This is a genomic window from Bradyrhizobium sp. CCBAU 11430, from assembly GCF_028128855.1.
Lineage (GTDB): Bacteria > Pseudomonadota > Alphaproteobacteria > Rhizobiales > Xanthobacteraceae > Bradyrhizobium > Bradyrhizobium ottawaense.
The window spans coordinates 192,491-205,879 of record NZ_LBJV01000007.1 but is presented as its reverse complement, the minus strand read 5'-3'; the positions used below and the strand labels follow the sequence as shown (position 1 = coordinate 205,879).

Here is a 13,389-nt window from a genome sequence, read left to right as displayed (position 1 = left end):
TCACCACGCCACCGCGCCGCGCAGGCGGTTGAAGGCGAGCACGGCGCCGAACACGATCGCGGTCAGCGTCAGCATCAACGCGCTGGCATAGCCGATGTTGAAGAATTCGAAGCCGACCCGGAAGCCGTAGATATTGAGCGTATTCGAGGCGTTGCCGGGCCCGCCCTGGGTCGTGATGTAGATGATGTCGAAGAAGCGCAGGAGATCGACGCTGCGCAGGATGGCTGCAGTGACGATGGTCGGCAGCAGCAGCGGCAGCGTGATGCGCTGGAAGGTCTTGAACGCAGATGCGCCATCGATCTGCGCGGCCTCGTAGACGCTCGGCGGCAGAGATTGCAGGCCGCCGAGCACGATCAAGGCGACGTACGGCGTCCACTGCCAGCTATCGATCAGCGCGACCGTCGGAATGACCCATGTCGGCGAGGCCAGCCAGTCCGACGGCGCCAGGCCGAACGATTGCAGGATGTAGTTGGCCGCGCCCAGCGACGGATCGAGGATCACAAGCCACATCATGCCGGCGACCACCGGCGGCATCATGAACGGCGAGATGAACAGCGATCGCACGATCCCAGGAAGGCGCTTGGCATGAAACAGCACCAACGCAAGCCAGACGCCGAAGACGAGTTGCAGCACCAGCGAGAGCACGAACAGCGCAATGGTGATCCACAACCCATGCCAGAACTCGACGTCGGACATCAGCTTCGTGTAATTGGCAAGGCCGGCAAAGGACTGCTTGCCGGTCGAAGAGAAGGTCTGGAAGCCGAGCCAGATCGTATAGACGACCGGAAATGCGATCATCGCGACCGTGAAGATCACGGCCGGCGCCGAGAGCGCCGCCATTTCCAGCTTCTGCCGGTCCTGCGTGAGTGTCGCAGCCGTGTCAGACATGTATTCCTGTCCTCGATCGAGTTAGGTGCCGGCCGGCGCGAAACCAGCCGGCACCGGGCGGTCAGTTCAGCGCGATCAGCGCGTCCAGCGCCTTGTCGGCGTCCGCGCAAGCCTGATCGACGGTCTTTTGCTTCAGGATCAAATCCTGCACCGCCTGACCAATGAACTCGCGCGATTGAGGATTGGCGACGATGGGATAGCCGACTTCGGACGAGCCCTTGGTGGCGAGCACGTCGAGCGCGGCCTGCCATTCCTTGCGCACTGGCTCCTCGTCGATCCACTTGCGATATTCGGGGTCCTTGGCGACGGACGGACGCGGCGGGGCAATACCCTGCAGGGCCATCTTCTTCTGCACCTCGGGGCTCGTTGCCCACTGCACGAAGTACCAGGCCGCATCAGGCTGCTTGCTGTGTGAGGACACCGCCATGCCCCAGCCGATCGTGGTCGGCACCTGGCCGGCCTCGCCGGCCGGGAACGGCAACAGGCCGGTGTCCTTCAGGCGCGCGCCGCCTTCCATCACCGTGCGCAGTTCATTGGAGGATTCGAACGCCATCGCCGCGCGGCCGCCGCGATACAGCGCCGAAATCTGCTGGAAGCTGTAGTTGACGACGCCGGGCGGTCCGAAGTCACGCAGCAGCCGGCTATAGGTGTCGAGCGCCTCCTTGCCCTTGGCCGAGCACAGGCTCGACTTGCCGCTCGCGATATACGCGCCGCCGATATTGTGCAGCATGTTGCTGAAGGTGTAGGCGATCGCAGGCTTGAGGCCACGCGAGACGAACGGCGTCACCGTGCTGTCGCAAGTCTTGATCTTCTCGGCGGCAGCCTCGACGTCCTTGATGGTCTTCGGCGCCTCGAGGCCGCACTTCTTGAAGATATCGGTGCGGTAATAGAAAATCGGGCCCTCGATGTTCATCGGCATGCTGGTCAGCTTGCCGCCGAACGTCGCGGCCTTCAGCAGGGCCTGGCTCAACCCCGCCGGATCGTAGTCCTTGGCGACCTCGTTCTTGGCCATCGCGGTGAGATCGCCGTACCAGCCGGCAGCGGCGAACTGCTCGCCTTCGCGCGAGGGCAGCGTCATGAACACATCGACCTCGTCGCTGTTCGCATTCATGACGGTGACCAGACGCTGGCGCATCTGCTGTTCCTGATAGCCGTCGACCTTCAGGGTCATGCCGGTCAGCTTCTCGAAATCGGCCTTATAGGTGAGCAGCGCCTGCGAAACCGGATTGTTGTTGGCGAGAAAGGTGACGGTCTTGCCCTTGAACTTCATCCAGTCGAATTCGGCCGCGCGCGCCTGCGCGCTCACGGCGGCAATCGCAAGAACAGGCAACGCGACGCGCGTCGCGAGCATCCTGGCCTTCATCGAACTCTCCTCCCGCTGGCCGCTTTATGCTGTCGGCACTTTCTGAAAACGGTTACATCCTAAGCGCCATCTCACCTCTGTCAAGCGATAGACAATCTATCTTTTGTGCGGCAATATTGCAGATATTCTTCTTGCCGCGTTCACGATCCGGTATTGTAACGTTACATCATGAATCGACCGCCCGCCAAATTGACGAAGCAAGGCATCCGCGCCGTCGCGGCACGAGCCGGCGTGTCGACGGCATCGGTCTCGCGTGCGCTCAACAATCCCGATGCAGTGAGCCCGTCCCTGCGCGCGCGCATTGCGCAGGCAATCGAAGCCGTCGGTTACATCCCGCATGCGCCGGCCCGCATTCTGTCATCGCGGCGATCGCGTACGCTTGGCGCGATCGTGCCGACGATCGACAACACGATGTTCGCGCGCGGCATCGCCTCACTGCAAAGATACCTGTCCTCGGTGGGCTACATGCTGTTTCTGACCACGAGCGGATACGATCTCGACGTCGAGCTGCAACAGGCCCGCAACTTGATCGGTCGCGGCGTCGATGGCCTCGTGCTGCGGGGCGACTGCCATCACGAGGGGTTGCGCAAGCTACTCGCGGACAATGCGGTGCCTTTCATCAATGTCGGGATCTATCAGCCCGACCGGCCCTACCCTTGCGTCGGCACGAACAACGAGGCCGCTGCCCATCGGGCGGCCGGGCATGTCATCGAGCTCGGCCATCGCCGGATCGGAATCGTTTCCGCCCTCCAGCGCAACAACGACCGCGCCGGCGCTCGCGTCGCCGGCTTTCGCCGCGCGATCGCGGAGAACGGCCTGGAGCTGCCTCCGGAATGGCATGTCGAGGTGCCCTATACCCTGGACGACGCGCGCGAGGCGGCCCGCCATCTCCTCAACCTCAAGAATCGCCCGACGGCAGTGGTCTGCGGCAACGACGTCATTGCCTACGGCGTCCTGTTGGAAGCGGAGCGTAGCGGCTTCTCTGTGCCGCGTGATCTGTCGGTCGTCGGCTTCGACGACCTCGACTGGAGCCGCCATTTGCGACCGAGCCTGACGACGATCCACGTCCCAACCGACGAGACCTGGCAGCGTGCCGGAGAATATCTGGTGCGCAGCCTCGCCGGTGAGCAGACCATCATGCATCGTGAGATCGACTTCTCGCTGGTGGTCCGGGAATCGACGGCTCCGCCTCCCGCACTCCCGAAGTGAGATCCTCCGATGAGTACCAGCTTTTCTCTCACCTCCGGTTTTCATGCCGTCGTGATCGGCGGCGCCGGCGACATCGGCGCCGCGATCAGCAACCAGTTCTGCGACCTCGGGGCGACGGTGACCGCCACAGGCGTCAATGACGCCGATCTCGCACGCTCCCTGCTCAAGCCGCGCGCCGGACTTGCGCTCACGACGCTCGATGTCACGAGCGATCAGGCCGTCGCGTCACTCGCCGGGCGGCACGAACGCGTCGATGCGCTGATCAATTGCGCCGGCATCCTGGCACGGGACAAGGAATACGAAATCGAGACCTTCATGAAAGTGCTCGACGTCAATCTGACGGGCACTTTCCGAACCTGCATGGCGTTCCGCTCGCAGCTGGCGAAGATGAAGGGCTCGATCGTCAACATCGCCTCGATGAATGCAACCCTGGCCCTGCCGCGGATTCCGGCCTATTGCGCCAGCAAGGGCGGCGTCGTGATGCTGACCAAGGCGCTGGCCCTGGCGTGGGCCGAAGACGGCATCCGCGTCAACGCCGTCGCGCCCGGTTATGTCGAAACCGCGATCAATGCCGCCGGCCGCACCGACCGCGCCCATTATGAGCGCATCGCCGACCGCACCGCGTTCAAGCGCTGGGGCCAGCCCGAGGACATCGCCGGTGCCGTCGCCTTTCTCTGCATGCCAGCCTCGCAATACGCGACCGGAACGGTGGTCGCGGTGGATGGCGGGTTTCTTGCGGGCTAGCGGCAGCTGTCACACGTTCGCAAGATGGCGCGGCTGCAGGTGCAGCCGCGCCATCTAGCTCAGCGGAAGTTGCCCTTGGTCTCGGGGATCACGACCGCGCCGATCAAATAGATCACGAACACGCCGACTGCAAAGTAAGCCAGCGACATCGGAATCTGTGCGGGGCTGCCGCTCACCAGCGAGACGAAGGTCGGCATCATTCCGCCCAGCGCAAAGCCGATATTCCAGGACAGGCCGGTGCCGCTGGCGCGAAGCGCCGTGGGGAACCGTTCGTTCAGGAAGATCAGCACCGGCGCATAACCGGCATTGCCGATGAAGGCGATGGCAAGCGCATAGAGCGTAATCTGCGTGGTGTCCTTGGTCGTGGCAAGATTCAGATAGCACAGCGGCAACAGCACCGCCGCCAGGACCCCGATCAGCAGGAACGTCTTCTTGCGGCCGATGAGATCGCTCAGCGCGCCGACCAGCACCGCGGCGAAGAACGCCGAGACGCTGGCGCCCATCAGGATCAGCGAGGAGGTCTGGTTCGGAACCGCGTTGATGACTTTCAGGAAGCTCGGCAGGTACCCCGAGGTCAGATAATAACCGGCGCCGCCGCCGAAGGTAATGAGCAGGTTGATCAGCAGGACGCCGCGATACTCGCGGGACAATACGTCCTTGACCGGCGCCTTCGAGACCTTTGCCTGCTTATTGCCCTGCTGGCGCTTGAGGTCCTTGAAGTACGGGGACTCTTCGAGGTTCCGGAAGATGAACCAGCCGAGCAGAGAGCTCAGCAGCCCTGAGAAGAACATGAAGCGCCAGCCCCACACGGCAAAGGCATCTCCGGGGAATACCGAGGACGTGATCAGGAAGATGAAGGACGCCAGCAGCGCGCCAATGCCGGCGCCGCCGCCGCCGACCAGGCCCGACATCGCCCCGCGCCAATGCGGCGGCACCGATTCCGTGCCGATCGTGTGGGTCGAGGCCACGACCCCACCGACGAACACGCCCTGCACCAGGCGCAGGATCAGGAACACGATGGGAGCGATCACGCCGACCTGCGCGATGGTCGGCAGCAGGCCGAACGCGGCCGTGCTGATGCCGACGCCGATGATGGCGATCAGCATGGCCTGCTTGCGGCCGTGCACGTCGGCGTAGTGCCCGAACACCGCCGAACCGAGCGGCCGCATCAGCAGCGTAACGGCGAACGAACCGTAGACCGCGGCGAGCGACAGCGCCGCATTGCTCGACGGAAAGAACAGCGCGCCGACCACCGGCGCTACATAGAGCAGAATGAACAAGTCGAACAGGTCGAGTGCCCATCCGAGCACTGACGCGATGATCGCATTGACCATCTGCTTGTTATCCGTCGATGCCCGTGCACCGGCCACCGGCATATCCATCTCAGCCATCTTGTTTTACCCTCCCCGTTTGAATAGGGCCGCGGTCCGCGCCATTGCGAACCGCGGCAGCTTGTTGCGTCGCGTATCAACGGCCGACGAATTTCGGCGGACGCTTGGCGTTGAAGGCCTCGACGCCTTCCTTGAAATCTTCCGACTGTCGCAGGCGGCTGTAGCAGTGCCCCTCGAGCTCGATGGCGATCGCGAGCGTCGAATCCTCGGTGTCGTTGAGCAGCTTCTTGGCGGTACGCTGCGCCAGCGGCGAGAAGCTGCGGAGCTCGTCGACAAGCTTGTCGGTCGCCTTCTCCAGTTCGGAATCGGGCACGCATTCGGTGGCGATGCCCCACTCCAGCGCCTGCTTCGCCGAGATGCGCTTGGAGCGCATCACGATGTCCTTGGTGCGGGTGATGCCGACCATCTTCTGCAGCCGCGCCGACCCGCCGGAACCCGGGATCTGGCCGAGCTTCTGCTCAGGCAGCGCGTACTGCGTGGTCTCCGAGGCGATACGGAAGTCGCAGGCCAGCGACAGCTCGAAGCCAACGCCGAAACAATAGCCGCGATTGGCGACGATAACAGGCTTGGCGCAACGCGCCGGCGCGGCGATGTTCCAGGCGAGCTTGGAGACGTGCTCGGGGCTCGCTTCCATGAAGCCTCCGATGTTCCCGCCGCTCGAGAAATGCTCGCCCTCCCCGCGCAGCACGATGATGCGCACGCGCGGATCCTCGTCCAGAGTCTCGAAGGTCAGCCGGAGCTGGTCGCGCTGCGGCATCGCCACGACGTTGTAGGGCGGGCGTCCCAGGATGATGTCCGCGCGCTCATGCGCCTCATCGATCTCGACCTTGAACCCGTCGAGCTTGGCAAGCCGAGGATCGGCAAACGTATAGGGTGACGGCATTTTCACTTCCTTCTGTTGATGCGTGACGATCAAGCGGCGTCCGACGGCGGCCGACGCTCGGTCTCGTATTCTCCGGCGACGAGCAGGCGCCGCAGCAGCTTGCCGACCGGCGATTTGGGAATCGCGTCGACGAAGACGTAGCGGCGCGGCCGCTTGAAGTTGGCGAGGCCCGAGGTGCGGCAGAACTGCTCCAGCTCACTCTCGGAAACGTTGCAATTGCGCTTGACGAAGGCGGCGACGACCTTGCCCCATTTTTCGTCGGCGACACCGACCACGGCGACCTCGTCGACCCCGGGATGCAGCGACAGGCAGCTCTCGATCTCGACCGGAGAGACGTTCTCGCCGCCGGTGATGATCATGTCGTCGACGCGGCCCGTGACGAAGAGGTCGCCATCGGGATCGACGAAGCCGGTATCGCCGGTGAAATACCAGCCTTCGCGCAACGATTTGGCGTCGGCCTCGGGGCGACGCCAGTAGCCCTCAAAGGCTTCGTCGCCCGCGAGCGTGGCGATGATCTCGCCCTCCTCGCCGACCGCGGCAAGCTCCGCGACCGAACGCGCGCCGATGCGCACGACCTTGACGTGCTGGTTCAGCCCGGCCCTACCGGCGGAGCCGGGTTTTGCCGTAGCGTTCTGATCGATCGTGAAAGTGTAGATCTCGGAGCTGCCGTAATGATTGACGAACAGCTCCGGCCTGAAGGCCTCGTCCAGCTTTTTCAGCAGGCCGTCCGTCATCGAGGCGCCGGCAAAGCCGAGCTTGCGCACGCTGGAGACGTCGGTCCGGTCGAAGGCCTCGTGATGGACGAGATCGTGATAGAGCGTCGGCACCAGATAGAGATTGGTGATCCCTTCCCGCTGGATCAGCTCCAGCGCCTGGCGGCTGTCATAGCGCGGCAGGCAGATGAAGCTGCCGCCGATCAGCGACATCGCGAGCAACGAGCGGACGCCCATGGTGTGGTAGAGCGGCATCACGCCGAGCGTGCGCTCGCCGCGGCCGTAGAGATTTTGCGCGACATGGGCGATCGCCGCGGCGCGCTCGGCGCGATGACGCCGCGGCACGCCCTTCGGCCGAGAGGTCGTGCCCGATGTGTAGAGCATGATCGACCAGGCATCAGAGCCGACGCACGGCTCGGCATCGGGCGCGCTGTCCCTGATCAGATCGGCAAAGCCGACCGCCTCGCCTGTGCCCGGATCGACCGACACGCGTAGCAGCCGGCCGGCGAGAGCCGAACCCTGCACCGCCTCAGCAGAAACATCCTGGTAGAAAACTGCGCGGCCCTCCGCGTTCTCGATGCAGAAGTCCAGCTCGTCGGCCTTGGCGCGCCAGTTGATCGGGGTGATTACGAGTCCTGCGAACTGGCAGGCCCAATGCAGCGTCGCGGCCTCCCAGCGGTTTTTCAGCAGCGTGACGACGTGGTCGCCGGGCTTGAGGTCCAGGCGACCGAAGGATGCGACCAAAGCAGAGATCTTGACGTACCATTGCCGGTAGGTCAGGCGGAGATCGCCGTCGACCAGCCCGATGGCGCGCGGATCGCGCGCGGCGCTGGCCATGAAGCTGCTGGCGAGATCAAGCATCTGACGTCTCTTTTTTCGATGAAGCGAGCTGGGCGGCGGCTTCGAGGGCCGCCTGAACGATCGGCGTGTAGCCGGTGCAGCGGCACAGATGCCCGCTGAGAAGATCGCGAATCTCCGCCTCGGTCGGCGCCGGGTTCCTGGCGAGATAATGATCGAGCGACATCAGGATGCCGGTCGTGCAGAAGCCGCACTGGAGCGCGTGGTGACGGCGGAAGGCCCGTTGCAGCACGCCGAGGCGATCGGCCGCGGGTGCAAGCCCTTCAACCGTCTTGATCTCGGAGCCGTCGACCTGCGCTGCAAGGGTGAGGCAGGAACGGGTCAGCATGCCGTCGACGACGACCGTGCAGGCGCCGCAGACGCCGTGCTCGCAGCCGACATGGGTGCCGGTGGCGCCCAACTGGTGCCGCAGGAAGTCGCACAGCAGCGTCCGAGGCTCAGCTTCTCCCGCGATGGGCTCGCCATTCAGCGAGACGTGGATGGGGTGGCGGGCGTCGGATTTGAGACGGGTCATCGCAGAACCTCGCCGATCAGATCGCGGCCGATCATGCGCACGAGGTCGCGGCGATAGCGCGCGGTGGCATGAACGTCGTCGCGCGCACCGAGCTCGTAGGCAAACGCGTTGAGGGCATCGTCGAGCGCGCTGCCCTCGAGTCGCGGCCAGTCCCGCGCGGTCGGGACGTCCGCAACGCCACCGACCGCGAGGCGGACGCCGGATGGCGTCTTCATCGCGGCGCAGGCCACGATGGCAAAATCGCCGTGCCGGCGCGCGACCTCGCGGAACGCGAAGCGAGATCCATTGATGACCGGGAGCGAGATGCCCTCGATCAGCTCGTCGTCGTTGCGCGCCGTCAGCATCATGCCGGCGAAGAAATCTCTGGCCGCGACGCGGCGACGACGCCTGGCACTGCGCAAAAGCACCTCGCCGCCGAGCGCGACCAGCGCGAGCGGCATCTCGGCGCTGGGATCGGCATGCGCGAGCGAGCCGCAGATGGTGCCGCGGCTGCGGGTCTGCATGTGACCGACGCAGGGCAGCGCCAGCGCCACCAGCGGCAATGCCTCGGCCAGATCCGGCCAGGCCAGCAGATCGGCCTGGCGCACGCCGGCACCGATGACGACGGCATCGGATTTCCGCTCGATCTTGTGGAGCTCCCGGATCCGCATGATGTCGATCAGAAGCTTCGGCTTGGCGAGGCGCATGTTGAGCATCGCCATCAGCGACTGTCCGCCGGCGAGCACACGAGCATCGCCGCCCTGCTGCGCCAGCGCATCGAGGACATCACCGACGGCTTCGGCGCGGAGATAGTCGAATGCGGGCGGCTTCATCGGCGCCCCCCAAACCGGCCGACGAATTTCGCCAGCACGGCCAACAGCGAGAAGGCGCCCGAGGCGCCGCCGCCGCCGGCCTTGCGGGCCAGCGCTGCGAAGAACTGGCCGATGATCACCCGCGTCGCGCCGTCGAGCAGACGGCCGCCGATGCTCGCAATCTTGCCGCCGATCGCGGCGTCATAGCTGTAGGTCAACTTCGTCCCGCCGCTGCCGTCGGGCGCGAGCGTGACGCGCCCCTCAGCGCTCCCGAAGCCGAGCGCGCCGGTGGCGCCGCCGCGCAAGGTGACCGCGCGCGGCGGATCGAGATCGAACAGCTCCACGTCGGCGCGATAGCGCCCGGTGACAGGGCCGATGCCGAGCGTGACGTCGGCGCGGAAATGCGTCTCGGTGATCTTGTCGACGCGCCGGCAGCCGGGAATGATCGATTGGAGCGTGGCGGGATCGAGCAGCATGGCCCAGACCTGCTCGGGCGTCGCCCTCACCGAGGCCTGCCCCTCGCCGCCAAGCCGCCGATCTGCTTCGCGCGCTGGCGCCGCGGCCACGCCCCCCGCGGGAGGTGGTGGCTCGGCGCTGCGCACCAGCTCGGCAAGCCGCGCGGGCACCAGAGGCAGCGTGATGTCGACAACGCCGAGCGCATCCGCGACCGCATTGGCAAGGCAGACCGGCGTCGACATGCAATTGCCTTCGCCGACGCCCTTTGATCCGAGTGGAGTAAATGGCGACGGCGTCTCCATGTGAAAGATCTCGGGCTCGGGCACCTCGGTGGCGGTCGGCAGCAGATAGTCCGCCAGCGTTCCGGTCAGAAAGCTGCCGTCGTCAGCGTAGGCAAATTCCTCGTAGAGCGCGGCACCGAGCGCCTGCGCGAAGCCGCCACGGATCTGGCCATTGACCATGCCGGGATGCAGGATGGTGCCGCAATCATGCATCGTGACGTAGCGATCGATCCGCGTCTGCAGAGTGGTGCGGTCGATCTCGACGCCGCAGAAGTCGAAGATGAAGCCATGGCACAGCGAGGAGTTGATGCGGTCGTCCTCGCCGGGCGGCGTCAGCTCCGGCGGCGTCCAGAACACAGTCTCGCGGATAGACTGGCCGGCATCGTCAGGCAGCGAGCCCGGCGACCAATGGCTGAGCGCGGCGACACGCGAGAACGCGATCCGGTTTTCCGGATTGTGCCTGGAGGCAACGAAGCCCTCAGCAAACACGATATCCGCGGCTTCGACGTTCAACTGGCTGGCGGCGATGCGGGCGAGACGGCCGGCAATGCGCTCGGCCGCCAGTTTTGCCGTGCCGGCCACCGCGGCGGCGAAGCGGCTGGCATAATTTCCCGACGCGATCGACCAGGCATCCTTGGCGGTATCGATCTCGGTGTTGACGCGGATGTCCTTCGGCTCCAGGCCGAAGACGTCGGCTACCACTTGGGACAGCACGGTGCGATGACCCTGCCCCTGCGGCACGGAGGCGACGTGAACGGTGACGCTGCCGACTGGATCGAGGCCGACGGTCGCTGTCGCCTGCGCGCCGTTCTTCGGCCCGGCCTTGCGGCGCTCGGCCGCGGTCAGCACCGTTGTGATGTAGCCCATATTGGAGACGCTGGGCTCGACCACCGCCGTGAAGCCGATGCCGTAAAGCCGCCCCTCCGCCCGCGCCGCGTCGCGCCGCGCCTTCAATTCCGCCAGCCTGCCCTGCTCGACCGCGCGCGCGATCGCGTCCTGGTAATTGCCGGAATCGAGCAACGCGCCGGTCGCGGTGCGATAGGGAAAGGCACCTGCCTCGATCAGATTGCGCTTGATGACATCGAGCGGATCGAGACCGAGCCCGATCGCGATGCGCTGCACCAGGCGTTCCAGCGCGAAATAGACCTGCGGCCCGCCGAAGCCGCGGTTGAGGCCGGTCGGTGTCTTGTTGGTGACGACGACGCGGTTGCGGATTTTGACGTGGTTGATGTCGTAGGCCCCCGTCATGTTGCCGTGCATGCGGTAGAGCGTGGCCGGCTCGGGTGCGCGCAGATGCGCGCCGCAATCCTCGACCTGGTCCCAGTCGAGCGCGAGGATCTTGCCGTCGGCCGCAACCGCCGCGGCCAATGTCGTCGCGCGGTTTGTCGCTGACACCGACGCGGTGAGATGCTCGAGCCGGTCCTCGATCCACTTCACCGGCCGCCCCGTGACGCGCGCCGCAGCCGCGATCAGAACGATGTACGGAAACACGCCCTGCTTGACGCCAAAGCTGCCGCCGGAATCCGGCGGCGTGCGCAGCCGCAGCCGATTGCCCGGAACTTTCAGTGCACGCGCAATCACGGTGTGGATGCTGAAGGGCCCCTGAAAATTCGCAAGAACCTCAAAGGCATCCTCGCCGGCATCATGCGAGGCAACGACGCCATAAGTCTCGATCGGCGTGCACGAGTTGCGGGGATAGCGGATGTCGATGGAGAAGCGATGCGGCGCACCCGCAAACTCCTTTTCCGGATCGCCGTAACGAAACGTGCGGTCGCTGGCGAGATTGCCGGGAAAACCGTCGTGCAGGACCGGTGCACCTGGTGCCATCGCTCCGAGCGGATCGACTGTGGCCGCTCGTGGGCGATATTCGACATTGATGAGTTCGGCCGCATCTTCGGCGCGGGCACGATCAGTCGCCACGATCACAGCGACCGGCTCGCCGACATAGCGCACGCGCTCGACCGCAATCGGCCAGCACTCGACCGGCGCCTTCACACCGACGACGAGACTCGTGGTGACCGCCTTGATCTGCTCGCCAGTCAGGACCGCGGCGACGCCCGGCAGCCGCCTGGCCGCTTCGACGTCGATCGAAACAATATCGGCGTGGGCGTGCGGCGAGCGCAGGATCGTCGCATGCAGCGTGCCGGGCTGGACGCCGAGGTCGTCGATGAAACGGCCGCGGCCGCTGAGCAGCGCGGCATCCTCGACGCGCTCGATTGAACGCCCGACCCACGGCTTGTCACCGCTCTGATCAACCGAATTTGCGGACTTAACCGCAGCCTGCACCATGTCCCGGCATACCTCCCGCCGCGTTCTCTGACGCGACGGCGACGTTTGTCAGGACAGGAGGCGCGAGGGCCATACCGCCCGCTCTCACGACTTACCAAATCGTCTCATTCGAGAGCGTGCAGCGCAATATCAGCCCGCAAGGATCAACCCGCGAGGCGGGAGACGTTGCGAAACTCGCGCGGGCTGACGCCGGCATGATCGCGGAAGAAGCGCGTGAAATGTGCCGGCTCCGGAAAGCCAAAGCGCTCGCTGAGCTCGCCGAGCGGCGTGTCCTCGCGCATCACCGCGTCGAGCGCACGCTCCATGCGGACGACGTTGAGGTATAGCTTCGGCGAAACGCCGAGCGAGGTCTCGAACAGGCGGAAGAACTGCGCGCGCGACAGGCCCGCGCCCTTCACGAACTGATCGACGTTGGCGTAGGAATCGTTCACGCGCATCGCGTCCATCGCGCGGCGGATCCGCCAGTCGCAGCTCACCGCGCTCATGCCGCGGATCGAGGTCGGAAAGCTGCGCCAGGGCGTGAAGCGCTCGATCACCGCGATCATGAGGTCCGAAAGGGTCTGCTCGTGGGTTCGCACCGCATCGGGATTCGCCATCATTTCGGCCGCAAGATGCAGCGTGAGTTGCCGAATGCGCGGCGAGACTTCGCCCGAGGGACGCTCGAAAAAGCCCGGCGCGCCGCTCGCGGCCCATCCGGGCCGGAACTCCTTCAGCCATTCCGGCTCGATATAGAGCGCCATGATGAGCGTGCGCGGGCGATTGACGTCATGCACATAGGCATGCGGCTTCCAGCCGTCGACGAGAACGGCGGCCGTGTCCGTGAGCGGCGTGACCTGGTCGCCGACCAGAAACTGGGTGTCGGCGCCCTCGACCTTGAGCAGGACGTGGCAGTGATGATGAGCGTGGCGGACCAGCGAACGGTCCATGTCGAGCAGAGCGACCCTGCCGAAAGCGCCATGAGCGATGCGCAGGGCCGTCGACATCAGTTTCTTCCTCCCGGCGTTGCGCC

11 protein-coding genes are annotated in these 13,389 nt (G+C 65.3%); 2 read left to right on the top strand and 9 right to left on the bottom strand.

Annotated features, from left to right (window positions below; all coding sequences use genetic code 11):
• Both XI04_RS05745 and XI04_RS05740 read right to left on the bottom strand, forming a co-directional pair.
• Positions 1–888 (bottom strand): carbohydrate ABC transporter permease, encoded by an 888-nt coding sequence (locus XI04_RS05745; RefSeq protein ID WP_152103159.1) that lies wholly within the window; start codon positions 886–888, stop codon positions 1–3.
• 61 nt (positions 889–949) lie between these two features.
• Positions 950–2,251, bottom strand: a complete 1,302-nt coding sequence (locus tag XI04_RS05740; RefSeq protein WP_038948959.1) for an ABC transporter substrate-binding protein — start codon at positions 2,249–2,251, stop codon at positions 950–952.
• Positions 2,252–2,419: 168 nt separating this feature from the next.
• On the opposite strand from XI04_RS05740, the gene XI04_RS05735 reads away from it, so the two are divergent.
• Positions 2,420–3,460, top strand: coding sequence for a LacI family DNA-binding transcriptional regulator (locus XI04_RS05735; RefSeq protein ID WP_212429521.1), 1,041 nt, complete (start codon positions 2,420–2,422; stop codon positions 3,458–3,460).
• Positions 3,461–3,469: 9 nt separating this feature from the next.
• Complete coding sequence (locus XI04_RS05730; protein ID WP_212429520.1) at positions 3,470–4,204, top strand: SDR family NAD(P)-dependent oxidoreductase; 735 nt, start codon at positions 3,470–3,472, stop codon at positions 4,202–4,204.
• Between the two features lie 59 nt (positions 4,205–4,263).
• On the opposite strand, the gene XI04_RS05725 is transcribed toward XI04_RS05730, so the two are convergent.
• From XI04_RS05725 to XI04_RS05695, 7 genes are all read right to left on the bottom strand, one after another.
• Positions 4,264–5,595: an MFS transporter gene (locus XI04_RS05725; protein ID WP_152103163.1), complete on the bottom strand. Its 1,332-nt coding sequence runs from the start codon at positions 5,593–5,595 to the stop codon at positions 4,264–4,266.
• A 76-nt stretch (positions 5,596–5,671) separates the two neighbouring features.
• Positions 5,672–6,478, bottom strand: a complete 807-nt coding sequence (locus XI04_RS05720) for an enoyl-CoA hydratase/isomerase family protein (RefSeq protein WP_152103164.1) — start codon at positions 6,476–6,478, stop codon at positions 5,672–5,674.
• Positions 6,479–6,507: 29 nt separating this feature from the next.
• A complete protein-coding gene (locus XI04_RS05715) occupies positions 6,508–8,052 on the bottom strand; it encodes an AMP-binding protein (protein WP_271608114.1) in 1,545 nt (514 codons plus the stop codon).
• Positions 8,045–8,563 carry a (2Fe-2S)-binding protein gene (locus XI04_RS05710; protein WP_212429519.1) on the bottom strand — a complete coding sequence of 173 codons (519 nt, stop codon included), beginning with the start codon at positions 8,561–8,563 and terminating at the stop codon, positions 8,045–8,047. The genes XI04_RS05715 and XI04_RS05710 overlap by 8 nt, the downstream gene beginning before the upstream one ends.
• Positions 8,560–9,375, bottom strand: coding sequence for an FAD binding domain-containing protein (locus XI04_RS05705; RefSeq protein WP_271608115.1), 816 nt, complete (start codon positions 9,373–9,375; stop codon positions 8,560–8,562). The genes XI04_RS05710 and XI04_RS05705 overlap by 4 nt, the downstream gene beginning before the upstream one ends.
• Positions 9,372–12,380 carry a xanthine dehydrogenase family protein molybdopterin-binding subunit gene (locus tag XI04_RS05700; RefSeq protein ID WP_271608116.1) on the bottom strand — a complete coding sequence of 1,003 codons (3,009 nt, stop codon included), beginning with the start codon at positions 12,378–12,380 and terminating at the stop codon, positions 9,372–9,374. Before XI04_RS05700 ends, XI04_RS05705 begins: the two co-directional genes overlap by 4 nt.
• Before the next feature lie 143 nt (positions 12,381–12,523).
• Entirely contained in the window at positions 12,524–13,363 is an 840-nt protein-coding gene (locus tag XI04_RS05695; protein ID WP_091952531.1) for a helix-turn-helix transcriptional regulator, read from the bottom strand.
• Positions 13,364–13,389: the final 26 nt, after the last annotated feature.

Bases quoted from the DNA above. Each gene is read 5' to 3' on its own strand.
- XI04_RS05745 (WP_152103159.1), bottom strand. From the start codon at position 888: ATGTCTGACACGGCTGCGACACTCACGCAGGACCGGCAGAAGCTGGAA.
- XI04_RS05740 (WP_038948959.1), bottom strand. From the start codon at position 2,251: ATGAAGGCCAGGATGCTCGCGACGCGCGTCGCGTTGCCTGTTCTTGCG.
- XI04_RS05735 (WP_212429521.1), top strand. From the start codon at position 2,420: ATGAATCGACCGCCCGCCAAATTGACGAAGCAAGGCATCCGCGCCGTC.
- XI04_RS05730 (WP_212429520.1), top strand. From the start codon at position 3,470: ATGAGTACCAGCTTTTCTCTCACCTCCGGTTTTCATGCCGTCGTGATC.
- XI04_RS05725 (WP_152103163.1), bottom strand. From the start codon at position 5,595: ATGGCTGAGATGGATATGCCGGTGGCCGGTGCACGGGCATCGACGGAT.
- XI04_RS05720 (WP_152103164.1), bottom strand. From the start codon at position 6,478: ATGCCGTCACCCTATACGTTTGCCGATCCTCGGCTTGCCAAGCTCGAC.
- XI04_RS05715 (WP_271608114.1), bottom strand. From the start codon at position 8,052: ATGCTTGATCTCGCCAGCAGCTTCATGGCCAGCGCCGCGCGCGATCCG.
- XI04_RS05710 (WP_212429519.1), bottom strand. From the start codon at position 8,563: ATGACCCGTCTCAAATCCGACGCCCGCCACCCCATCCACGTCTCGCTG.
- XI04_RS05705 (WP_271608115.1), bottom strand. From the start codon at position 9,375: ATGAAGCCGCCCGCATTCGACTATCTCCGCGCCGAAGCCGTCGGTGAT.
- XI04_RS05700 (WP_271608116.1), bottom strand. From the start codon at position 12,380: ATGGTGCAGGCTGCGGTTAAGTCCGCAAATTCGGTTGATCAGAGCGGT.
- XI04_RS05695 (WP_091952531.1), bottom strand. From the start codon at position 13,363: ATGTCGACGGCCCTGCGCATCGCTCATGGCGCTTTCGGCAGGGTCGCT.